The sequence below is a fragment of the Streptomyces sp. NBC_01214 genome, from assembly GCF_026340975.1.
Lineage (GTDB): Bacteria > Actinomycetota > Actinomycetes > Streptomycetales > Streptomycetaceae > Streptomyces.
Genome location: NZ_JAPEOS010000001.1, coordinates 1,877,383 through 1,896,672, shown reverse-complemented (window position 1 = coordinate 1,896,672; position 19,290 = coordinate 1,877,383). Strand labels below are relative to the sequence as shown.

The window sequence follows — 19,290 nt, the reverse complement described above, 5'->3', positions numbered from 1 at the left end:
TCACCCACGTCACCGGCCCGCGTCACCCCGGTGACGGTGACGCAAGCCGGTGACGCATGGCCCCACCCCCGAGTCATCGAAAGCCGCAGGTCAGACCTGCGAGCGACGTAGACAACGCGATGACGCAGAAATCCCCACCTCGGACACACGCGCTCTTACCACGCCCACGGAGGCCGCAGTGAGTTCAGCCCTGCCCACCACGCACCAGGCCTTGACCGTTCCCGAGGTCATGGCCGCCCTGCGGCTCAGCCGCTTCACCGTCTACAACCTGATCCGCTCCCGCGCCCTCCCGAGCTTCACCGAGGGCCGCTCGCGCCGGATCCCCGCAGACAGCGTTCGCGCCTATCTGGAAGCCAAGTTGGAGGAAGCAGCCTGATGGCACGCAAGAGGAACCCGAACGGCGCCGGCAGCATCTGGCTGCGCAGCGACGGTCGATACGAGGCGCGCGTCTACGTCCCGCAGCCCGACGGCACCCGCAGCCGGAAGACCGTGTACGGCAAGACGTGGGAGGAGTGTGACACCAAGCGTCAGGAGCTGGTCCTCCGCGACCGGCAGGGCGTGCCGACGCCTACCCGCTCGGCCAAGCTGTCCGAGTGGTTGCCGTTCTGGCTGGAGACGTTCGTCAAGCACGACCGCAAGAAGACGACGTACGCCAAGTACGAGACCCACGTCCGTCTGTACCTCATCCCGCATCTGGGCTCGAAGCGTCTGGAGACCCTCGGGGTGCGGGACGTGCGGCGGATGGTGGCTGCCGTGACCGCGCAAGCTTCCGCCGCGACGGCGAAGGAGTCGCACCGCGTGCTGCGCAGCGCGCTCACGGCGGCGAACCGGGAGGAGCTGATCAGCCGCAACGTGGTGATGCTCGTACCGGCGCCGCGCGTCGTCCAGCGTGAGTTGAAGCCGTGGGATCTCGACCAGACGCTCACGTTCCTGGAAGCCAGTCGGCGCGACCCGCTGTACGCGGCGTTCGTGCTGGCGGTCGCCCTGGGGCTGCGTCGGGGCGAGATCCTCGGGCTGCGCTGGTCCGACATCGACCTCGATCGTCGGACTCTGACCGTGCGGAACCAGATCCAGCGGGTACAGAAGGAGCTGTACGCGGACTCCACCAAGAACCGGCGGAGCAGGGTCATCCCCCTCCCCCAAATGTGCGTCGCGCCCCTGCGGTGGCAGCGGATGCGGCAGGCCGCGTTGCAGGCTGCGGCCAAGGACAAGGAGTGGGAGGAGAGCGACTACGTGTTCACCACCCGCACCGGCCGGCCGGTCGAGCCGCGCAACATCAGCCGGTCTTTCGAGCGGATCGGGCAGGATGCCGGCCTGCCGCGGATCCGGCTGCACGACGCGCGGCACGGGTGCGCCACCCTGCTGTTCGCGGCCGGGGTGGCACCGCGGGTGGTGATGGAGATCCTGGGTCACTCACAGATCGCCGTCACGATGAACATCTACACCCACGTGGCTGACGGCGGCAGGCGCGAGGCCATGGGACACATGGACCGGATGCTGCGCCGTCGGCGGCCGACCGAGTAGGCCACTGCCGTCACTTGGAACCGTCAAAGGCCCCCAACCAAGATCGGTTGGGGGCCTTCGTGCTGGTGGGCGCGGACGGTTTCGAACCGCCGACATCTGCTTTGTAAGAGGCGCCTCACCGGTTGGATGTCACCTGATCAGAGGTCCGCACGTTGCGTGACCTGCGAAATCTCCAACACCTCAGGTCGTTTGCGGTCGCTTGCGGTTACCTCAAGTCGTTACGAGTCGCAAGGTCCGCTCCCATCTCGCTCCCACTCGCCCTGTTCATCGCTGCAGGTGAGAGGCCAAATGGCGCGTCCCCCGATCCACGGTAGCGGATCGGGGGACGCAGTGCCGGGCACCCGCGAGGGGGGCAAGTCCACGGGGCACGTCCCCGACACGTTGCGCGAGCGGCTCGCCGCACCTGGCGGCGATCCACCCAAGTAGGTTGCCTGTCGGCCGACCGATCGACCTAGATCAGACAGTGCTTCAGTTCTGCTGCTGACAGAATGATCTTGTTGAGCTGACCTGGGTTGGTGTCAGCAGAACAAGATCCGTGGATCCGCGAAGCCCAGAGAGCCGTGGGCGACCGCATCCGCGTAGCCCGGATTCACGAGGGCCTGACACAGGAGCGCCTGGCTCAACATGCCGGCATCGACCGTTCGACGATCCAGCGCCTTGAGGGCGGCACGACAGACGCGAAGATCAGCCACTTGTTGCGCATCGCCTGCGTCCTCCGTGTGTCGGTAAAGAGCTTGCTGCCGCCAAATTCATAGGTGCCCTTTCGGCCACCCTCTGCGGTTGCCCCAGTCTGCCTGGCCCATGCACGGGTCCGCCAGTGGGTCGGTAGATATATGCGGGCGCTATCGCGCCTGCCACCTGCGCAAACGTCACGAACTGTCAGGTTCTACCTAGCGGTTGACTAATGTTTGCTCGAACATACGACCGATAAATTCTGTCAAACCTACTGTCCGGTTTCGATTGCATTGCATACCCGCCCGCCCCGTAGCCGCCGCATCGGGACGGGCGGGGGCTCATGGATGCGGCAGCCGGCAGGCCCGCGGGAACCACCGGACCGTGTCGCCAGCCCGGCGAGTCCGACGCTCGCCGAGGTCGACCGCGGGCGCGCCTTCAAGGCAGATCCCGCAGTAGACGCAGGCGGCGCCGCGGACCTGCTGCTCGGACAGGTCGCCGACCGGCGGGAGGGGTGGGGGCTGGTTCATGCCCGTACTCTGCCCGGCCACGGGGGACGCTTCTACCGTCCTTTGTGGGACACCTGGGACGCATCGCCGGTAGCGTCGGGCCCGTGAATGTCGCGCTGAGAGATGCCCTCACCGACGCCCGTATGACCAGGGCCGAGCTGGCCCGTAAGGTCGGAGTGTCAGGGAAGACGGTCGACCGGTGGCTGTCGTCGCCGGAGAGGGCCCCGCATCCCGGGACGCGCACGGCCGTCGCAGAGGTATTGGGAGTGGGTCCGGAGATGCTGTGGCCGCGGGCGGTCAGGTCGACCATCAAGCTGGGGACCGACCGGGAGATCGTCGCCAGCTACCCGTACAGGAACGCGTGCCCGACGTCGCTGTGGGCGGCCCTGATCGACGGGGCGAAGCGACGTCTCGTCTTCGCCGGGTACACGAACTACTTCCTGTGGCAGGACCATCCGCGGGTCGCGGCCAGGCTGCGGGCGAAGGCCGAGGCCGGTTGCCAGGTCCGGTTCGTCGTCGGTGATCCGGAGTCGGAGGTCACCCGCCGGCGGGAGCAGGTGGAGGGCGTGCCGCTGACAGTCGGCACCCGCATCCGGATCACCTTGGATCAGCTGGCGAAGATTGGGCCCGTGCCGGGTCTGGAGGCCCGCTTCTCCGACGATCACATCGCCCTGTCCGTCTTCGTCTTCGACGAGCAGATGCTGGTCACCCCGCACATCGCGAACCTGCTCGGGCATGAATCACCGATGCTGCACCTGCGTCGACTGGAGCCGGACGGCCTGTTCGACCGGTTCGCGCACCACGTGGATGCCTTGTGGGCTGGTGGCCGACCCGTTCCGGATGTCGGTGCCGGCTCGTAGGATCGGTGCATGATCCGGTCCGCCGAGCAGGTGAACGAGGAGATCCGCCGCCTGTGGGCCGGCGGGATGCTGGCGTCCGAGGATGTCGACCGCTACCACCGGCTGATCGTCGAGTGGGCTGCGGCGGTGCGCGCCGAGCAGGAGCTGGCGGCCTAGGATCCCTGGGTGGCTATCGAACCTACCGACGAATTGATCGAGCTCCAGCGTGCAGCGAACCAGGCGCGGGAGCGGGCGCTGGCTGGCCCGTACAGCCGGGAGGCGTGGCGACCGTGGCTGGAGGCGGCCTCCGCCCTGCAGGTCGCGGTGACCGACTACGCGACGGCGTCCGAGAAGAACCGGTACGAGGTCGAGAAGGCCGTCAAGGACGCAGCCCGCGAGCCGGTCGAGGCCTGACGCGCTTCCGCCCCACCGGGCGCTGTCCCCGGGGCCGGGGTCCGGTAGGGCGGGAACGAGTGCGAGGCAGCCCGCCTCAACCCTTGAATGGGATGCTCTGACTGTACGACGGGCCACCGACAGTGAGGCTGTCCCGGGATGCCGCCTCGCCCGCCCTCGCGCAGGCTGGAGGGATGGAGCATGCGCCGATCCTCGTGCACCGGATCTCCCCTACCGGCGGCCGGCGGGTCGTCATCCGGATCCACGGCGTCGACACCGTCCTCGGCGTGGCGTACAGCGACGCGGACCTGATCGAGTTCCTGCGGCGCATCGACCTACCCGACCCCGAGGACATGGTCCACGGGGACTCGTCGGCGATCGCCTGGCAGGGCGGGCAGCCGCACGTGTACCAGCCCGAGGACGAGGAGACGTGAGCGCGGTCGGTAGGCTTCCGCAGCGATGCCCCCGCCACTTTCCCTGGCGGGGGCATCGTTCATGCGGTCAGACCCCGGCGCCAGCCAGGCACCAGCAGCCCTGCACCACTGAGCCGCCCCGAGGGTGATGCCGGGTGAACATCTTGTGCTCGACCCAATCCGTGAGCGGCCCCGTACCGAGGCACGCCGGGTTCGTGCACTCGGTGCTCTTGTCGTGGTGCTCGGTCATGGAGCCCTTGCAGTAGAAGAACCGCTGCCGATCGGGCTCCGCTCCAGCCCAGCGCCGGTCGTAGGCCTTGACCGAGTCCATGCAGCCGCGGCGGGTATGGAAGACGGCGGAACCGTTGCCCAGGTCAGGACGGATCAGGTTGGGGCCGGGGAACGTGAACGACCTCTGCCGCGCGGTGATGGGCTCGCGGCATCCGTGGCACACGCCGGGGACGAGGGCCATGTCCTTGGACATCCGCTCAGAGGCGCGGTCCATGATGCCCTCGTTGTGGACGTGGCGGCACGGCGGGATCTCGTTGCACTGGCGGCAGACCCAGTAGTGCTCAGGCAGCGTGTACCAGTTCGCGTTGTTCGGCGCCTGCAGGTGAAGCGGTTTGGCGTTGGGCTGGTCGTCGTGGCGGATGACGACGACGCGGGGACGGTAGTACCAGGAGCTGGGTTCGGGCATGCCGTGCTTGACCCAGGCCGCGCGGTAGTTCTCGGTCCAGTCGGCGTGGTCGCGTTCGCGGACTTCGATGACGCGGTACGGCTGGCGATCCCAGACGACCAGCTGGTCGGGCTCCAGTCCGCCGGTCGACCTTCGGCTGCGGGTGTTGCTCTGGGTGGGTTTCCATTCGTCGGGGTCGAAGCGGATCAACATCTACTTCTCCTTCGTTTGGCGGGGCAAGAGGATGCAGCGCATAACGTTCCCTTAAGTCCTGGTCAGAGCCCGATGTCCTCGGACGCGGCGTCGGTCCAGGCGTCGGCCTCCTGGATGTACCCCCAGAAGACCGGCGAGTTGGCGGCGTGGCCGGACTGGGCGCGGATCTTCTCCTCCCGCTTGCCAGCTTGGCGGGCGGTGGTGATGAACCCGGACCGCATGGAGTGTCCGGTGAGGCGGACTGCGAGTCCGGCGCGTTCTGCGCCGCGGGAGATGATCTCTTGACAGCCGGACGCGGTGAGGCCGTCGGTGCCAAGCTGTCCATGGACGCTGATCGGACGGAAGGCGGGGCCAGCGGTGAGTCCGGCGGCGGCTCTCCAGACGAGCCAGGCACGGACGGGGCAGGTGTCGGGGTTCTTGCCGTAGGCGACGCGAACCTTGCGGGCGGGGAGGCCCTTGACGGAGGGCACGTGGACGTCGAGGCCCTTGCCAACGAGCGCGATGCTTTCGGTGCGGAGGGCTGCGACTTCTGAGGATCGTCCGGCCATGCCGAAGGCCATGAGCCAGAGGGCACGGTCGCGCAGCCCGGCCAGGCCGGCAGGTGCGGCGTCGGCCATCTGCTGGAGCTGCTGGAGCGTGGCGGCTGGAGCTTTGCCGCGGCCTCGGGCGATCCGGTCGGGGTCGAGCTTGAGCGGCTTGAGCGCCTTCCGCGCAGCGACGGTGGCATCCTTCGAGACCTGGACGCCCAAGGAGCGGGCGGTGACCGTGACTCCGGTGATCCGCCGGTCGATGCTGGCGGGTGCTGCGATCTTCACCGTGTCGAGCCAGATGACGAACCCGACGAGCGTCCCCTTGGTGACATCGGTGAGCGCCAGCGGGTGGCCGGTGCGTTCGGCCAGCCAGCTGTGGAACTCGGCCCAGAGGTTCCAGTCGTTCTCGTACCCGCGTTTGGTGTTGTGGGGGCGGATCCGGTCGAGGTGTTCCTCGGCGGCTTGTTCCATGGCGGCGAGGACGGCGAGGGTCGCCGGGTCGTAAGCGGCCGGGGACGTGCTGGGCTGATACGGCGCGAGTTCGCTCACGGCCGCCACTCCTGCCGGTAGTACGGGTGATCGGCGTAGGGCAGGGCGAGAAGGCGAAGGGTGGTGCAGGCGTCGTCGCCCCTGACTTCCGCGTAGTTGAGCTCGTAGCCAGTCTCGTCGGCGATGGAGCAGCTGTGTCCTGTTGCATCAGAGTGCAAGGCCAGAATCCGCCGCTTCGCCTCGACCTCGGCGAGGATCCGCTCTGGGTTATGGCGAGCGATGTGCTCGGCGTCGACCATGGCTTGCCGGTCTCCTCTGGCACCCGTCCTCGCGATGCAGGTGCAGCCGCGGTCAGGCGGCGCAGCAAAGACCGCCTCGCAAGGCCCGGCAACGTCTTCATGGTGGCGACTGGTCCCAGCGTTTCGCCACGGTCCTACGGTCGCCTCTCGGGCCACGTGCTCCTCTACCGAGAGGCGATCGCGGAGGAAGTTGATCAGCTCGGCTGTCATGCTCAATTGTACCAATTCTGGGCGCCGATATGGCATCTTATCTGGGTCGCAGCGGTCCAACTTGGGCCTCGGTGCGTGGGGGTTATCGCGACTGCTGCCGTCCGGGCATGACGAAAGCCCCCACCCAGAAGGGTGGGGGTCGCCTACTTCTCCTCGGTCAGCTCGGGATCTCGCTGGACCCACTTGGCGATCGCGTCGATGACAGCCGGGTCGAGCTTGGCGAGCTCGGCGATCGCCTCGGCGTCCGCAGTGTCGGGTGTGATGCCGGCTCCGGCGAGCGCCTCGTCAAGGGCGACCGTGTTCGCCTGCTCCTCGGCCGGCGGCTTCGGAGGTTCGTCGGGGGGCGGCTGGGGCTGTTCCTCGAGGACGCCCATGTCGATGAGCGTCTCGGCGTCGGCCATCGGCTGCTGCCGGCGCGGTGCCGCAGGCCGCGGCGCGGGGTCTTCGTCGCTCACGCTCGCACTCCAGTTCTCACACGTCGATGTGATGGAGGTAGTCGCGGACACGATCCGACATCGGGGGCGGCTGCGGCGGTTCCATGCCGGCCTTGCGGATGTACGCGACGAGGGACCGAACGCGGATGACGAGGTAGCCAAGCGCCTCGGCCTGGTCGCCGACGAGCTTGCGCTGGTCGTCCATCTCCGACTTGAGGTCGTCGATCCGCTCGTTCAGGGCGTCCTTCACCGTGGTGAAGTCGTCGCGGTTCTCCTGCCGCCTCGTCCTTCGCGCCGCCCGGCCCACGAACGCGGCGGCGACGGTTGTCGCCGTGCCCGCTCCGATCTGCACCCAGGTGTCAGCATTCATAGGGAGGGTCCGCTCTCTTACGGCGGGGAGCCTCGGGCCATCCCGCCACGACCATGACCGGGATGCAGATCAGCATCCAGATCGCTGCTGCCACCCAGCCGCGGGGCGAGTCCCCCGTGATCCAGGCGGCTAGGTAGGTCGCCATCCATGGCAGAACGATCAGTACCAGGGCGGCGAATCCAGCAGCGTCGCGGCCCGGCGGAGCCCACGCGCACGCTATTGCGATGATCCCGGCGACGATCCACAGCCATCCCCAGGTGTCGAGCGGGAAGAGCGTCAGGGCGAGCTTCAGCCCGCGCTGGTCCGGTTGTGGTGTCACCAGTTGGCCGAAGCCGTAGAGGATCCAGACGATGCCGTAGCAGCTGAGGATGGTGCCGCGGCGGCCCAGCTGACGCCTGAGCCGCCGGACCGCACGGCACCGCATCTACACGCCCGAGAGGGGGCGGGGTGCCGCAGCGACCGGGGCGGGCGCGGTGATCTGCGTCCGATCCCACATGGCGACGACAGCAGCCGCGGCAGCGAGGACGACGGCCTGCTGCTCAGCCGACCAGTCCAGACCGAATCCCACGGCCAGGGCGAGGGCCGCCTGGGCGAAGCCGAGGACAGCGGCGCCGATCGCGTCACCCGCGACGACGGCCAGGATCAGACCGACGAGGGCTGCAGCGACCGCGTTGATGACGGCCTGCTGCTCGGCGGACACGTCCATGCCGAACGCGGCAAGGAGCTTCACGCCGATCGCGACGAGGCCGAGCCACAGCGCGGGTTCGCGGTTGAAGAGCTTCATCTTCAGACCGCCTTCGGGGTGGCGGCCGGCTCGACGGTGACCTTCACCTTGAGGGTGCCGTCGGCGAGTGCCGCCGTAATCTGGGCGGGGGTGAGCTTGGAGGCAGCGATGGCATCCATGAGCTGCTTGTGGGCGTAGTCCTGCCAGACCAGCAGCCAGAACGCGGCCTTGGTCTGACCGTCCTCGACGCCGGCGGGGGTGATGTTCGGCAGCGGGTGGTTCCACACGGCGGTGGCGATGGCCTGGATTTCTGCGGGGGTCACGATGTCCTCCTGCTGAGGGGGTTCGGGGGTCTGCCCGTTGGCGCGGGCGACGATCGCGGGGAAGATCACGTTCTTGAATTGGGCGACGCGCGCGTCGCCGGGGCAGTCGGTACCACCCACCGCCCAGTCCGCATGCAGCCGGTGGTAGCCGTAGCCGGGGTCGGACGCGGTGCGGCAGATCCGCAGCGGGATGCCGTGCTGCTGGTGCAGCCACACGCCGAGCTTGATGAGCTCCTCGACCTGCGAGCTGCTCCACGGGTCGGTGTGCTTGTCGTTAGAGGCGGTCTCGATGGACACGGCGCCGGTGCCGTCCGGCCTGAGGTTGGCCTTGTAGTTGGCGTCGGCGCGGGTCTGGGTTCCGATGTACTGGCCGGGCTGGCCCACGTAGTCGAGGCCGAAGTGCGACTCCAGGTTCGTGGAGTCGCGCCAGTACTCGTAGGTCCGCCGGACACTCCAGGGCGCGGCAATCGAGTGCATGATGAACTGCGTCGGCTTGATCGCGGGCTGGTTGTCCGACTCGGGCTGGAGCTCCATCCGGATCGCTCCGGGGTACCAGGCCATGAGGCCTCCTGGGCATGAGGGAGCCCCGGCCGGTACGGTCCGGGGCTGGGGTCAGTCAGGCGTGCAGGAACTCGAACTCGATGGATCCGGCGACATTCCCGGGGAGGTCCGTGCTGAGGGCGCCGCCGGACTGCTGCAGAGCGACCAGAGATATCTGCCGTCCGGCGGCCAACGTGGCCACGCAGGTGCGTTCCTGCGTGGTGCCGACGGTTGAGCCGACGGATCCGCCCTGAGACCCGACGATCTGCGTGCCATTGCTGGTCAGCCACAACGTGCGCCAGCCGCCTCCGCCGCTGCCTACCCAGGAGACCATCGCGGTCATCCGGTACACGCCGGCCATGGGGGTCAGCCAGTAGTGACCGCCGACATTCAGCCCGGCCGTGTCATCAACAATGGCCGCATTGATGTTGATCACGGTGGCCGTGTTGTGGAGCACCGACTGCACAGCTGACGCGTAGACGAAAGCGTTCGTGTTCTGGATGATCCACGCGGTGCCGTCGTAGTAGGTGAGCCGCTTCTCGGTCACGAGGTAGGCGTGCATGCCCGCGACCGGGCTGGTGATGGCGGCGGCGCGGGCCGCGGCGTTCGTGAACCGCATGACCGTCTGACCGGCCATCAAAGCCAAATTCGTCGCGAGCGTCTGAGCGTTCGGCGGGTCCGTGAGGGCTGCGACCTGGAAGCCCTGCCCGTATGAGTCGGTCGCCACGGGGCGCCCTCCTTATTTTCTATGAAATACGGAACGTGGCGCCGTCGAGGGCGGCCCAGAGTGCTGTGCCGACGAAGTCGGCGACGAGCATCGCGCCGGCTGTGGAGATTTCGAGTGCGGCGTGCAAGCCCGAGTTGACGGTGATGTCGAGGCGGACCGTCGCGGTGGGTCGCGCGCCTACTGGCAGCGTGGCCATCGTCGACGCGCTGGTCGTGGAGGCCGGGGCTTTGGCCAGACCACACAGGCTGACGGTGTTGTCGCCGTTGATGCGGTAGCCAGGTGTGAGATACCCGCCTCCCCACGCCGACCAGGTGCCGTTGTAGGTGAGGGCCTGCCAGGTGCCGGCCGTGGACACCGGCGCCGTCCGGCAAAGTGCGAGCCAGTTCCCGGACCCGGAAACCGTGAGGACGATCGTGTCTCCGACGACAGGCGTGACGTACAGGTCGGTACGGCGGGCGACGATGCCGTCGGTGGTAGTGACGGTGCCGGTCGTTTGGATCGACGCGACGACGGCCATCCGCCAGTCGGCCCCACGGATGCTGGGGTCCTGGTCGGAGGCCTGCCGCACCTGGCCGTGGAGAACGTTGGCGAGGTCCGAGGCGGCTTGTTGGACGGAGCTCACGCGTCCTCCTTCGCGGAGATCGTGCGGATCGTGAACGAGCCGCCAACATCCAGCGGGACAGGGAACGCCGAAACCTGGTGGAGCTCTGCCGTGCCGTCCGCGTAGACGACCCGCAGGACATCGCCCGCCTCCAACGCAGGATTGGGCAGCGTCTCCAAGTCCGCGGACGCGTTCGCAGCCTGAGCCTGCCGCAGCCGTAGCGTTCCTGCAGCGGTCGCCTGGATCGTGTCGAGGATCGCCGGCGAGGTTACCGGCTGCGGGGCGAGGCGGTGCCCGTAGGGGCCGTCCCAGTAGGTGGGGCTGCCCGGGTCGGAGTCGACGACGAGGACCTGGAACGGGGCGGTTCCGGACTCCGAGTTCTCGCCGCCGGCAAGGATGCCGTTGAACACGGCGTCGCTGTTCATGCCCCTGCTGGCCTGGATGTAGGTGCCGCCCTCTGCCGCCGCGACCGTCCATACGGGGCTGGTGGTGAGGATGTCAGGCAGTTCGGTGATGACGAACGCACCGGACCCGTCGGCGTACACCTCGGCACCGACGACGGACGCGAGCTCACCGACCGCCGCCCATGGATCGGCCCCAACGTCCCAGGTGCGGGGTCCGATTGCAGCGTCGACGATCGACCCGATGACCACCGAGGCGGTCGGGATGGAGCGCTGGATCAGGGCGGTGACAGCGCTGACCGCGGTGCCGGACGCCCGGTAGGGGGCGGTGAACCGGTCGGCGGCGATGACTACTTCAAGGCCCTTCCCGCCGATGGTGGTGGGTCCCTCGTCAACGTCGCCACTGACACTGTCGATCCGGAAAACGCCGAGCGGGACCAGCTCTTGAGAGCCGTCGCTGTACTGGACTCCGCGGCTGATCCGCAGCCGGGCACCGTAGATGGACACCTTGTCGGCGGCGGTTCGCGGGATCAGCGTGGGGTCGGCGAGCGTGACCGTGCAGGTGCGGCGCACGGATGCGCTCCGGTCGACGGACACGCTGCCGCCGGTGATATCGAGAGTCTCCGAGGTGCCGTCGGTCCGGATGAGGACGACCTCGACGGCGACGTCGTGGGACTCGGAGATGGTCTGCAGGAAGCGGTCGGAGACGGGATACATCAGGCTCCGATCTTCCGGTCCAGGAACACGTCCTCCCACGTGAGGTACTTGGACAGCACCTCAGCCCAGGTGGCGTTCTCGGTGAGGACGTCCTGCCAGGTGCGGCCGGCGGAGCTTGCGACGCCTACCGTGACGGGCATGTCGACCTGCTTGACGGGCAGCTGCCAGGTCCGCCACGTGTCGGTCGCCATCCCCTGGCGGCCTTCCGCTGCGGCGCCGACGGCGATGTACATGTCGTCGACGCCATGGCCGGGGGCGGCCTGCCAGAGCAGCGTCGACCCGGAGTCGAGCAGCCGGTGAAGGGCCTCCCGTTCCTCGTCGGTCTGCGTGTAGACGGCGAGAGTCCCCTCGAGGCCGGCCCGGACGTCGCTGAGGATCACGCTGTTGCGGCGGCGACGGACCCGGTACTCGGCCTGCGCGACCGGCCGGCTCCACGATGGAGGCTCCGCCATCATGATCCGCATGTTGCGGTCCGGGCGGCCCGGGTCCTTCAGCCACGCGTACTGGGTGTCGCCCGGATCGAGCTCCACGGGGTCGCTGGTCCGCGTCTCCGGGACCGCGCTGACGTCGGCCACGATCTCCACGTAGTAGGTGACGGGCACCCCGAGCGGGGCCTCGGCATCCTCGATGATGAGCTGGTCACCAGCGATCACCTCGTACTGGATCAGCCCGGAAGCGCCACGGACCAGGGTTCGGGCTCCGTCGGAGGTGACCCGCCACACCGTCAGCAGATAGCCGAGGGTCAACTCCCGCAGCGTCAGCGTGACCACAGCCGTCGTGTCGTCGGCGTCCACCTCGATGAGGGGCAGGGCCTCCCAGATCTGCACTGCGTCGACCCGCAGTGCCGACGACGTCGACGTCGCAGTCAGCGACAGCTCGACCGCGGCCTGCGTGGCGAGAGCCGGCGCTGTCCCGCTGTGGGTGAGCACCCACCAGTTCGGCGTCGGCGCCGTGGCCGACGTCGAGGAGGTGAGGCCGAGGCTGTTGTTGGCGGCGTCGTACCAGCGGATGTGGCGCTGGATCGTCCAGCCGCCGGCGCTGACGTTCGTGTACAGCTGCAGCCGGAAGCTCAGCCCGGCCGCCGCGCCCGCGGGGAAGCGGGCGCTGCGGATCGTGCTGGCGGTGGCCGTTGCCGACGACACGGTCAGCGCGTAGGCGCCGTCGATGCCGTAGGTCCCCCACGGCGTGGACCGGGCCAGCGTCGCGACACCGCTGGTTACCGTCCAGCCGGCCACGTCCGCCTCGAACGATGCGTCCGCATAGGGGACGATGCTGCCCTCGCGGATCACCGGGGCAGTCGCAATGACAGCACCGTCGATGCGCATCACCTGCGCGGCCGTACCGGAGGTGATGCCGACGGCGAGCGTCGCATAAGCCGTGGTCGCCGGGGCGACCGCGGACACGCGCTGCTGGTAGTAGCCGGTCCCCGGAGCCGCCAGGTTCGCGCGCGTCGCCGTCAGCAGGACGTCAGCGGCTGTGTAGAAGCGAAGTTCAACCCACGTCGTGCTGCCCGAAGTGGGCGGGCTGAGGTAGCAGTAGCCGACGTACTCAGTACCCGCCGTCGCCGCTGGCTTCTCGGTGACCTTCGCCGCCGCATTGCCGTTCGCGGTCACGGTCAGGGCCAGCACCTGGCCGCCCGCCAGGTAGTAATCGACCGGCCACTGCACCATCGGCGCCTGCCGGGCGATGCTGCAGTTCGTCTCCGCCACCCACTTCAGGGTGGCGTGCTCGATGCCCTCCGCGTCCGCCGACAGCAAGTTGCCCTGCGTGCGCATCGGAACACCCAGGTAGACGTTCTCGAAATGGCTGATCACCGACCCCGCGGCCGGGGTCGCCGACACCACCACCTGCGCCGAGGCCGCCGTCGCAGGGGCAGTCCCCGAAACGGCGATCCGGTGCCAGGTCGCCGAAGCGGTCGCCGTCGACAGCGACCAGGTGATGCTGATCTCCGCGTTCGCCGCAGTCATCCAGCGGATGCCGATCCGCTCCGGCACCGTCGCACCAGAAGCATCGGCGAATGCTTGATACTCCTGGCCGACGGTCACCGGATACGAGGAGGCGGTACGGGCCTGCATCTCGCCCGAGGCCGTCGAGGACAGGCGGAGCGTCCCGTCGCCGTTCCGGCCGCCCGTCCCCTTGCTGATGGTGCAGTTGAGCTTGGCGAGCCAGCCCGACGTGTTCGGGTCTACGGACTCTGTGACGGCGGACAGGAGGTTGCCGGGGATCGCCATGCTCTACCCCCTTCGTCCAGACGTCACAGTGTTCCGAAGGTCCCGCATGCCTGCCGTCACGCGGCCGTCAGCCCGGTCGTCCACGTAGGCATGGAACTCCTGCCCATCCACGACGAGCGTGAGCTGGTCACCGGGGCCGAGCCCGCGAGCCGAGCCCGCGAGCGCGCTTTCGGCGAGCCGCCACTGAGGTGCGGTGAGGATCGCCTCGGGTCGACCGCTGGCGTTGACCGCAGTGGTGACCCCTGGCTGGAGCCAGCCGCCCGAGTCGTACTTCTTGAGGGCAGGCGCGAAGCCGTACCGGGTCTGGAAGAGGGCATTGTCAAAACCGCGGGCGCGCGGGCCCACGATGACGCCGTCGCCGCCACGGCTCTCGACGTTCATGCCGGCCAGGGTTCCGGCGGTGTGGCCGACCCCGTTGTTGGTGATGCCGATCATGAACGGGCTCTTCAGGTTGCGATGCCAGCCTGCCGGGGCCGTGTCCCCTTGGAAGGAGAACGTGCTCCAGAGGCGGCCGCCAGGAGCCAGCCCCTGGATGACCTTCTGGATACCGGACATGAAACCCGAGCAGTCCCAGGAGGGATCGCCGGCGCCGCCCCACTGGTACGGCTTACCGGCCTGCGACCGGGCAAAGCCCATCGCCGCGGCGACACTGCCACTGGCCGAGCCCCCGATCAGGCCCTCGGCGGCCGAGACGACCTTCTCCTTCAGGCTCTGCAGCATCCGGATCGGGAACTGGCTGAGCGCCTGAGCCCACTGCGAGCCGGACAGGCTGGAGCCGACCTGATCCCGAATGAACTTCGTTGCCGCGTCCCATGCCTTGCTCGGGCTGGTCATGAACTCGATACCGTCCATGAGGGCGCCGCCGATCTGGCGGGCCTTCCCGGAGAGCCAGTCGACGACGCCACCGTCCGCGTACCGCGGGATGCCGACAGCCCCGCCGTTGGCGAAGGCCGAGCCGCCTCGTGCGGCCCGCGCCCGGAGTGCCTCAACCGCGGCGTGGCCGCCTGCTCCGTTGACCTCGCGCGCCGTCCACACGTGCTCCCCGTTGGAGAGTAGAGCGGGGATGCTGTCCGAGGTGGCAGTCCCGGCGCCGAACACGCTGCCGCCGGAGGCGAAGGTCAGGACGCCGAGCTGCTTGGAGCCGGTGAACTCGGCCACCATGTTCCAGACTTTTCGGATGCCGTTGTTGTAGACGGTGTCGATGATGAACTGGACCGGCTTGCGGGTGATGTCCTTCAGGCCATCCCAGATCCGGCCGATCGCACTGACGCCCATATCGAAGGCGTCCTTCACCACGTCGACACCTCGCGACACACTGTCGAACGCGCGCTTGATTACATTCGTCCACACCCACTGGATCGCAGCGCCGAGGCCGTCCCACGCAGGCTTGATCCCTTCTTGCCACAGCCACATGGCCGCAGCGCCGACTACCCGTCCGCCCGCAACAATGTTGTCGAAGATCGGCTTGATGCCGTTCGTCCACAGCCATTCGACGCCTGCGGTGATGTTGTCCCACGCGGGCTTGATGGCGTTGGTCCACAGCCACATGGCGCCATCGCCAACTGCCTTGACGCCAGCCATGATCAGATCGAACGCGGGCTTGATGCCGTTGTTCCACAGCCACATCGCGCCTGCAGCGATCAGGTCGAACATCGGCTTGATCGCCACATCCCACAGCCATCCGAAGATCGCCCCGAGGAGCTTGATCGCCAGGTAGACGGGCGTGATCAGGATGGTGAGAATGATCGTGGCGAGGATCCTGGCGGCCTCACCGATGAAGCTGAAGACCGGCTGCAACGCGCCCCACAGCCAGACCGCGGCCTCGCCAACCGCACGGAGCCCGATCATGAAGCCCTCGAACAGCGGCTTGAGAGCATTCTCCCAGACCCACATCGCCGCCGTTTTGATGGCATTCCACACCGCGAGCACGACGGTACGGAAGGCTTCGGAGCGCTGCCAGGCAATGTAGACGGCTGCCGCCAAGGCCACCAAAGCGATCACCACGAGGGTGATTGGGTTCAGCGCCATGACGGCATTGAGGACCGCTTGGGCTGCGGCGAACCCGTTGGTGACCGCGGTCCCGAGCAGGATCGCCCCACGGTAGATGGAGAACACGGCCGTGACCGCAGCGGTCGCGATGGCCTGCGCGTTCAGGGCAATCGTCAGCCCGCCGACCAGAATGGCTGCGGGAACGAGCCAAACACCCCACTCCCGCAGCCAGTTGACGACCGGACCGATGGCGTCTCCGGCGAACCGGATAACCTCGATAAACTTGAGGAGGGCAGGGAGAACGAACGTGTCGACGATAACGCCAATGCCGCTCATGAACTGGCGCTGGAGAACTTCCAGTTGTGTCGAAGTGTTGCCGCGAATGGTGTCGCCGACGGCTTTTGCCGCGCCGTCCACCTCTGAGAGCCCCGCTGCTGCGGTGGACGGGTTCATCGCCAGCAACGCCGAGCCCAAGTCCTCGGCCTGAGTGCCGAAAAGGGCGACCGCTGTCTGCGCCTGCAGAACCGGGTCCTTGATGTCCCGCAGACGGGACAAGGTGATGTCGAGAACCCCGGTCGCGGCGCTACCGCCCTGGGCGAACTTCGCAGCCATATCATCGGCAGACAGGCCGAGAGTCTTGAAGCCGTCGATGCTGGTCTTCGACCCGTCGACAGCCCGGATCGAAAACTCCTTGATGGCATCCGCGGCCACATCGCTGTCGCGGGCACCCGCGCGGATCGCCTGGTTGAGCAGACCGATCGAGGTCGCCCCGTCCAGGCCCGCCTTGCGGAACTGGGTCCCGTACTCATTGACCGTGTCCAGGAAGTCGCCAGCCTTGTCCGCGCCGGACTGGAGCCCGCGGGTCAGAAGGTCGAGTGCCTGGGTGCCATCCTTGGCCAGCCCCGTGCGGATCATCTGGGCAGCGGCGTTCGCCGTGCCTGTCAGATCCTGATCGAAAGTGCTGGCGAGGTCGGAGACCTTGGTGGTGATCTCCTCGATACTTTTGGTGGTGGCCTTCTCCGGGATGAGTCCGGAGCCCATGACGGCCCGCACCGCGGCGGCCCCGTCCTCGAAGGAGCCGACGACTGCCTTCGAGTACAGGGATCCCGCGAGCTTCCCGGCCTGCTGGGCGCCCTTGCCGGACAGGCCAAGCTGGGCGGACAGCTTGTCCGCCATCTTCTCCTTCTCGATGGCGGAGATCGTCGCGGCGACGAGCACGGCGCCCGCTGCCGCGCCGCCGGCGGCGAGGGCCGCCTTCCAGCGGTCGGAAAACCGGCTGCCGGACTCGCGCCCGGCCTGATCGCCGGCATCTGCGGCCGGTCCGCCCAGCTGACGCCGCAGCTCCTCGGATATACCCCGGACAGAGGGAATCACCTGGATTGTGGCATAGCCGATATTAGGCACTAGGTGACCCCCGTATTCGGTTATGGAATGACGCCTCGCAGGTCCTGACACTTCACGCGATAAGGCCAGCCGCAATTGCTTCCGCACGCTCGCGCCTGCGGGTACGGCCAGCCTCAAGCCGCGCGAGCCGGTCGCCGCCCTTGGCCTTGCCCGTCGCGGATGCTAGCCACCATCGCGGATACGGCTTGGGCGACTTGGGCAGCTGCTTCTTGGGGTCGCTGTTGACCGCCTGCAGCGTCCAGTTGACGCGCTGGAGCATGTCGAAAACGTCAGCCAGGAGGAGTTGTTCGCCCGTGGGCTCCGGGCGGCCGCCGTTGAGCGCTGTCCGCACCCGGGAGTCGGGCGGTAGACCCTGGACGTAACTGGCCAGTTCGCGCCAGGTCATCTCGCCGGTGTAGATGTGCCGTAGGCGGACGCCCGGATAGGTCGCTGCGAGGTCTGCCTCGAGGGCTCTGCCGTGCCTCCGGATCAGTTCCCGGAGGCCGCGGATTCCCCCGACTCGACTCCGCAGTACGCGCGGTACGCCTCGAACAGCTTCGTCATCTTGAACTGGGCGAGCTTGACCTTGCGGAAGTCTTCGAAATCGTCGCCGAGGGCGACCCGGAACAGGCCCAGGGTTGCCCCCAGGTCGCCGGTCTCGGCGGCCCCCACCAGGTCCCACACGTCCAGGCCTTGGAGGTGGGCGAACTCCCACCGGCGGCCGCCGTGGTGGACTCGGAACGGGGTGAGGTCGACCTCCGCCTGCACGGTGTCGAGGTTGAAGTCGAACGGCGTGCTGTCGGACGGCTTGCTGGTCGCGGTTCGGGTGGTCATGTCGCTACTCGCTCTCGTGTCGCGGTTCGGGCTGGACAATCTGGACAGCGGCAGCCATCACGGTCAGCCGCACGGTGCTGGTGCCGTCGGGATCCAGACTGATCTCCATGGGCTGCCTGGTCAGAAGCCAGGGGAACGGCTGGCCGTCGATCAGGACGGCTCCGCCGGGCTGGATGACGATCTCCTGGGCGAGCCAGGGTTCGGTCGGGTCGGCCCGCTCTGCGGTCTCCGCGTGGGCCATCGCCGCCACGACCCTGCTGCGCAGGTGACGCGGCAGCTCGGCGCCGTCCTCGATCAGACCGAGGAAGGCGGCCTTCTCACGGATCTGCTGGTCGGTATAGCTGATCGGCACGGGGCCTCCTCGCGGTTCGGGTGGTACACCGGGGCGCGGCCGAACCGCGACGAACTTCCGCGCCCCGGCGTCTCAGGTGACCGTGACGGCGCAGGTGTCGGACTGGCCGAGGTAGGTCGCCGTGATGGTCGCCGAGCCCGGGTCGACGCCGGTGACGAACCCGGCGCTGACGATGGCCTTGGCTGCGTCGGAGGTACCCCACGAAGCGAGAGCGGTGACGTTCGCCGTGGAGGCGTCGTCGTAGGTGGCCGTGGCGGTGAGGCTGCCGATCGCTCCGTCTGCCACCGAGAGGGTCGTCGGGATAGAGATGCTGACCAGAATCGGCGTGGTCTGCCGGTCGAACAGCTCGCCGTCGGCGGTGGGGAAGATCGTGGCGACGAACGTGGCCGACTCAAGGTCGGTCTCGTTCTCACCGTGGTCGCCGTCGAGCGTGATCTCTGCGTAGTTGGAGGTGATCAGGCGGCGCTTCTTCGTGCCTTCCCTCACCTCGAAGGCCACCAAGACCTTCGCCGGACGCGGCACCTTGATCTTGGTGGCGGTCGAGCCCGGCCACAGCAGGGAGAAGGTCACGTCATTGTCTTCGAGAGCGGTGAAGCTCTTGGTCAGCTTGAAGTGAGACCTCGACGTCCTAACGAGGACCCCGCCCCACGCGTACTTGTCGTCGGTGTCCTCGTCACGGGACTCCGGGAATCCGTCGTCCCCGTCCAGGAGACCGACGAGATCCCAGTCCACGCCGAACGCAGTGTTCGCGTCGGCGGGCAGGGTCGCGGACAGGTTCGTGGAAATGTAGACGTCGGCGTCAGTCCACAAGTTGGCGGCAAGACTGTTTCCGGACACACTCTTCTCTCTTTCTGGCATGGAAAAGGCCCCTCACATGGAGGGGCCTTTCGCGGTTGG

Annotated in this window: 25 protein-coding genes; 7 read left to right on the top strand and 18 right to left on the bottom strand. The window is 67.9% G+C overall.

What is annotated here, in order from left to right:
• Positions 1 to 178: 178 nt before the first annotated feature.
• The 3 genes from OG594_RS09115 (at position 179) to OG594_RS09105 (ending at position 2,279) form a co-directional block, all read left to right on the top strand.
• Entirely contained in the window at positions 179 to 376 is a 198-nt protein-coding gene (locus OG594_RS09115) for a helix-turn-helix domain-containing protein (RefSeq protein ID WP_033225951.1), read from the top strand.
• Positions 376 to 1,524, top strand: coding sequence for a tyrosine recombinase XerC (locus tag OG594_RS09110; RefSeq protein ID WP_266597002.1), 1,149 nt, complete (start codon positions 376 to 378; stop codon positions 1,522 to 1,524). The genes OG594_RS09115 and OG594_RS09110 overlap by 1 nt, the downstream gene beginning before the upstream one ends.
• A gap of 560 nt (positions 1,525 to 2,084) precedes the next feature.
• Entirely contained in the window at positions 2,085 to 2,279 is a 195-nt protein-coding gene (locus OG594_RS09105; RefSeq protein WP_266597000.1) for a helix-turn-helix domain-containing protein, read from the top strand.
• Between the two features lie 258 nt (positions 2,280 to 2,537).
• Here OG594_RS09105 and OG594_RS09100 read toward each other — a convergent pair whose 3' ends face one another.
• Positions 2,538 to 2,726 (bottom strand): hypothetical protein, encoded by a 189-nt coding sequence (locus OG594_RS09100; protein ID WP_266596998.1) that lies wholly within the window; start codon positions 2,724 to 2,726, stop codon positions 2,538 to 2,540.
• Positions 2,727 to 2,809: 83 nt separating this feature from the next.
• Here OG594_RS09100 and OG594_RS09095 point away from each other — a divergent pair, with 83 nt between their 5' ends.
• The 4 genes from OG594_RS09095 to OG594_RS09080 all read left to right on the top strand — a co-directional run bounded on the left by OG594_RS09095 (position 2,810) and on the right by OG594_RS09080 (position 4,371).
• Complete coding sequence (locus OG594_RS09095) at positions 2,810 to 3,565, top strand: helix-turn-helix domain-containing protein (protein WP_266596996.1); 756 nt, start codon at positions 2,810 to 2,812, stop codon at positions 3,563 to 3,565.
• A 9-nt stretch (positions 3,566 to 3,574) separates the two neighbouring features.
• Complete coding sequence (locus OG594_RS09090; RefSeq protein WP_266596994.1) at positions 3,575 to 3,721, top strand: hypothetical protein; 147 nt, start codon at positions 3,575 to 3,577, stop codon at positions 3,719 to 3,721.
• Positions 3,722 to 3,730: 9 nt separating this feature from the next.
• Complete coding sequence (locus OG594_RS09085) at positions 3,731 to 3,958, top strand: hypothetical protein (protein WP_266596992.1); 228 nt, start codon at positions 3,731 to 3,733, stop codon at positions 3,956 to 3,958.
• Positions 3,959 to 4,131: 173 nt separating this feature from the next.
• Entirely contained in the window at positions 4,132 to 4,371 is a 240-nt protein-coding gene (locus OG594_RS09080) for a hypothetical protein (RefSeq protein WP_266596990.1), read from the top strand.
• A 67-nt stretch (positions 4,372 to 4,438) separates the two neighbouring features.
• On the opposite strand, the gene OG594_RS09075 is transcribed toward OG594_RS09080, so the two are convergent.
• The 17 genes from OG594_RS09075 to OG594_RS08995 all read right to left on the bottom strand — a co-directional run bounded on the left by OG594_RS09075 (position 4,439) and on the right by OG594_RS08995 (position 19,230).
• Complete coding sequence (locus tag OG594_RS09075) at positions 4,439 to 5,239, bottom strand: hypothetical protein (RefSeq protein WP_266596988.1); 801 nt, start codon at positions 5,237 to 5,239, stop codon at positions 4,439 to 4,441.
• Positions 5,240 to 5,301: 62 nt separating this feature from the next.
• The gene (locus OG594_RS09070; RefSeq protein WP_266596986.1) at positions 5,302 to 6,318 is read right to left on the bottom strand and encodes a hypothetical protein; all 1,017 of its coding nucleotides are present in this window, start codon (positions 6,316 to 6,318) and stop codon (positions 5,302 to 5,304) included.
• On the bottom strand, positions 6,315 to 6,767 hold the full coding sequence (locus tag OG594_RS09065; protein ID WP_266596984.1) for a DUF6221 family protein: 453 nt from the start codon (positions 6,765 to 6,767) through the stop codon (positions 6,315 to 6,317). Before OG594_RS09065 ends, OG594_RS09070 begins: the two co-directional genes overlap by 4 nt.
• A 143-nt stretch (positions 6,768 to 6,910) precedes the next feature.
• Positions 6,911 to 7,222 (bottom strand): hypothetical protein, encoded by a 312-nt coding sequence (locus OG594_RS09060; RefSeq protein ID WP_266596982.1) that lies wholly within the window; start codon positions 7,220 to 7,222, stop codon positions 6,911 to 6,913.
• Positions 7,223 to 7,238: 16 nt separating this feature from the next.
• Positions 7,239 to 7,571, bottom strand: coding sequence for a hypothetical protein (locus OG594_RS09055; RefSeq protein WP_266596980.1), 333 nt, complete (start codon positions 7,569 to 7,571; stop codon positions 7,239 to 7,241).
• Positions 7,561 to 7,995: a hypothetical protein gene (locus tag OG594_RS09050; protein WP_266596978.1), complete on the bottom strand. Its 435-nt coding sequence runs from the start codon at positions 7,993 to 7,995 to the stop codon at positions 7,561 to 7,563. The genes OG594_RS09055 and OG594_RS09050 overlap by 11 nt, the downstream gene beginning before the upstream one ends.
• Positions 7,996 to 8,355, bottom strand: coding sequence for a hypothetical protein (locus tag OG594_RS09045; RefSeq protein ID WP_266596976.1), 360 nt, complete (start codon positions 8,353 to 8,355; stop codon positions 7,996 to 7,998). It lies immediately after the preceding gene.
• A 2-nt stretch (positions 8,356 to 8,357) separates the two neighbouring features.
• Positions 8,358 to 9,179 (bottom strand): N-acetylmuramoyl-L-alanine amidase, encoded by an 822-nt coding sequence (locus tag OG594_RS09040; RefSeq protein WP_266596974.1) that lies wholly within the window; start codon positions 9,177 to 9,179, stop codon positions 8,358 to 8,360.
• A gap of 55 nt (positions 9,180 to 9,234) precedes the next feature.
• On the bottom strand, positions 9,235 to 9,885 hold the full coding sequence (locus OG594_RS09035) for a hypothetical protein (protein WP_266596972.1): 651 nt from the start codon (positions 9,883 to 9,885) through the stop codon (positions 9,235 to 9,237).
• Positions 9,886 to 9,904: 19 nt separating this feature from the next.
• Positions 9,905 to 10,507, bottom strand: a complete 603-nt coding sequence (locus tag OG594_RS09030; protein WP_266596970.1) for a hypothetical protein — start codon at positions 10,505 to 10,507, stop codon at positions 9,905 to 9,907.
• Complete coding sequence (locus OG594_RS09025; protein ID WP_266596968.1) at positions 10,504 to 11,604, bottom strand: DUF5047 domain-containing protein; 1,101 nt, start codon at positions 11,602 to 11,604, stop codon at positions 10,504 to 10,506. Before OG594_RS09025 ends, OG594_RS09030 begins: the two co-directional genes overlap by 4 nt.
• Positions 11,604 to 13,835, bottom strand: a complete 2,232-nt coding sequence (locus OG594_RS09020) for a hypothetical protein (protein WP_266596966.1) — start codon at positions 13,833 to 13,835, stop codon at positions 11,604 to 11,606. The genes OG594_RS09025 and OG594_RS09020 overlap by 1 nt, the downstream gene beginning before the upstream one ends.
• 3 nt (positions 13,836 to 13,838) lie before the next feature.
• The gene (locus OG594_RS09015; RefSeq protein ID WP_266596964.1) at positions 13,839 to 17,198 is read right to left on the bottom strand and encodes a phage tail tape measure protein; all 3,360 of its coding nucleotides are present in this window, start codon (positions 17,196 to 17,198) and stop codon (positions 13,839 to 13,841) included.
• 82 nt (positions 17,199 to 17,280) lie between these two features.
• Positions 17,281 to 17,613 (bottom strand): hypothetical protein, encoded by a 333-nt coding sequence (locus OG594_RS09010; protein WP_266596962.1) that lies wholly within the window; start codon positions 17,611 to 17,613, stop codon positions 17,281 to 17,283.
• Between the two features lie 83 nt (positions 17,614 to 17,696).
• Entirely contained in the window at positions 17,697 to 18,041 is a 345-nt protein-coding gene (locus tag OG594_RS09005) for a hypothetical protein (RefSeq protein ID WP_266596960.1), read from the bottom strand.
• 4 nt (positions 18,042 to 18,045) lie between these two features.
• Entirely contained in the window at positions 18,046 to 18,393 is a 348-nt protein-coding gene (locus OG594_RS09000; RefSeq protein WP_266596958.1) for a hypothetical protein, read from the bottom strand.
• A 72-nt stretch (positions 18,394 to 18,465) separates the two neighbouring features.
• Positions 18,466 to 19,230: an Ig-like domain-containing protein gene (locus OG594_RS08995; protein ID WP_266596956.1), complete on the bottom strand. Its 765-nt coding sequence runs from the start codon at positions 19,228 to 19,230 to the stop codon at positions 18,466 to 18,468.
• Positions 19,231 to 19,290: the final 60 nt, after the last annotated feature.

What these genes read in the sequence shown, in the direction of transcription:
- OG594_RS09110 (WP_266597002.1), top strand. Translation starts at nt 376, where the DNA reads ATGGCACGCAAGAGGAACCCGAACGGCGCCGGCAGCATCTGGCTGCGC.
- OG594_RS09100 (WP_266596998.1), bottom strand. Translation starts at nt 2,726, where the DNA reads ATGAACCAGCCCCCACCCCTCCCGCCGGTCGGCGACCTGTCCGAGCAG.
- OG594_RS09090 (WP_266596994.1), top strand. Translation starts at nt 3,575, where the DNA reads ATGATCCGGTCCGCCGAGCAGGTGAACGAGGAGATCCGCCGCCTGTGG.
- OG594_RS09080 (WP_266596990.1), top strand. Translation starts at nt 4,132, where the DNA reads ATGGAGCATGCGCCGATCCTCGTGCACCGGATCTCCCCTACCGGCGGC.
- OG594_RS09075 (WP_266596988.1), bottom strand. Translation starts at nt 5,239, where the DNA reads ATGTTGATCCGCTTCGACCCCGACGAATGGAAACCCACCCAGAGCAAC.
- OG594_RS09065 (WP_266596984.1), bottom strand. Translation starts at nt 6,767, where the DNA reads ATGACAGCCGAGCTGATCAACTTCCTCCGCGATCGCCTCTCGGTAGAG.
- OG594_RS09055 (WP_266596980.1), bottom strand. Translation starts at nt 7,571, where the DNA reads ATGAATGCTGACACCTGGGTGCAGATCGGAGCGGGCACGGCGACAACC.
- OG594_RS09050 (WP_266596978.1), bottom strand. Translation starts at nt 7,995, where the DNA reads ATGCGGTGCCGTGCGGTCCGGCGGCTCAGGCGTCAGCTGGGCCGCCGC.
- OG594_RS09045 (WP_266596976.1), bottom strand. Translation starts at nt 8,355, where the DNA reads ATGAAGCTCTTCAACCGCGAACCCGCGCTGTGGCTCGGCCTCGTCGCG.
- OG594_RS09040 (WP_266596974.1), bottom strand. Translation starts at nt 9,179, where the DNA reads ATGGCCTGGTACCCCGGAGCGATCCGGATGGAGCTCCAGCCCGAGTCG.
- OG594_RS09025 (WP_266596968.1), bottom strand. Translation starts at nt 11,604, where the DNA reads ATGTATCCCGTCTCCGACCGCTTCCTGCAGACCATCTCCGAGTCCCAC.
- OG594_RS09020 (WP_266596966.1), bottom strand. Translation starts at nt 13,835, where the DNA reads ATGGCGATCCCCGGCAACCTCCTGTCCGCCGTCACAGAGTCCGTAGAC.
- OG594_RS09010 (WP_266596962.1), bottom strand. Translation starts at nt 17,613, where the DNA reads ATGACCTGGCGCGAACTGGCCAGTTACGTCCAGGGTCTACCGCCCGAC.
- OG594_RS09005 (WP_266596960.1), bottom strand. Translation starts at nt 18,041, where the DNA reads ATGACCACCCGAACCGCGACCAGCAAGCCGTCCGACAGCACGCCGTTC.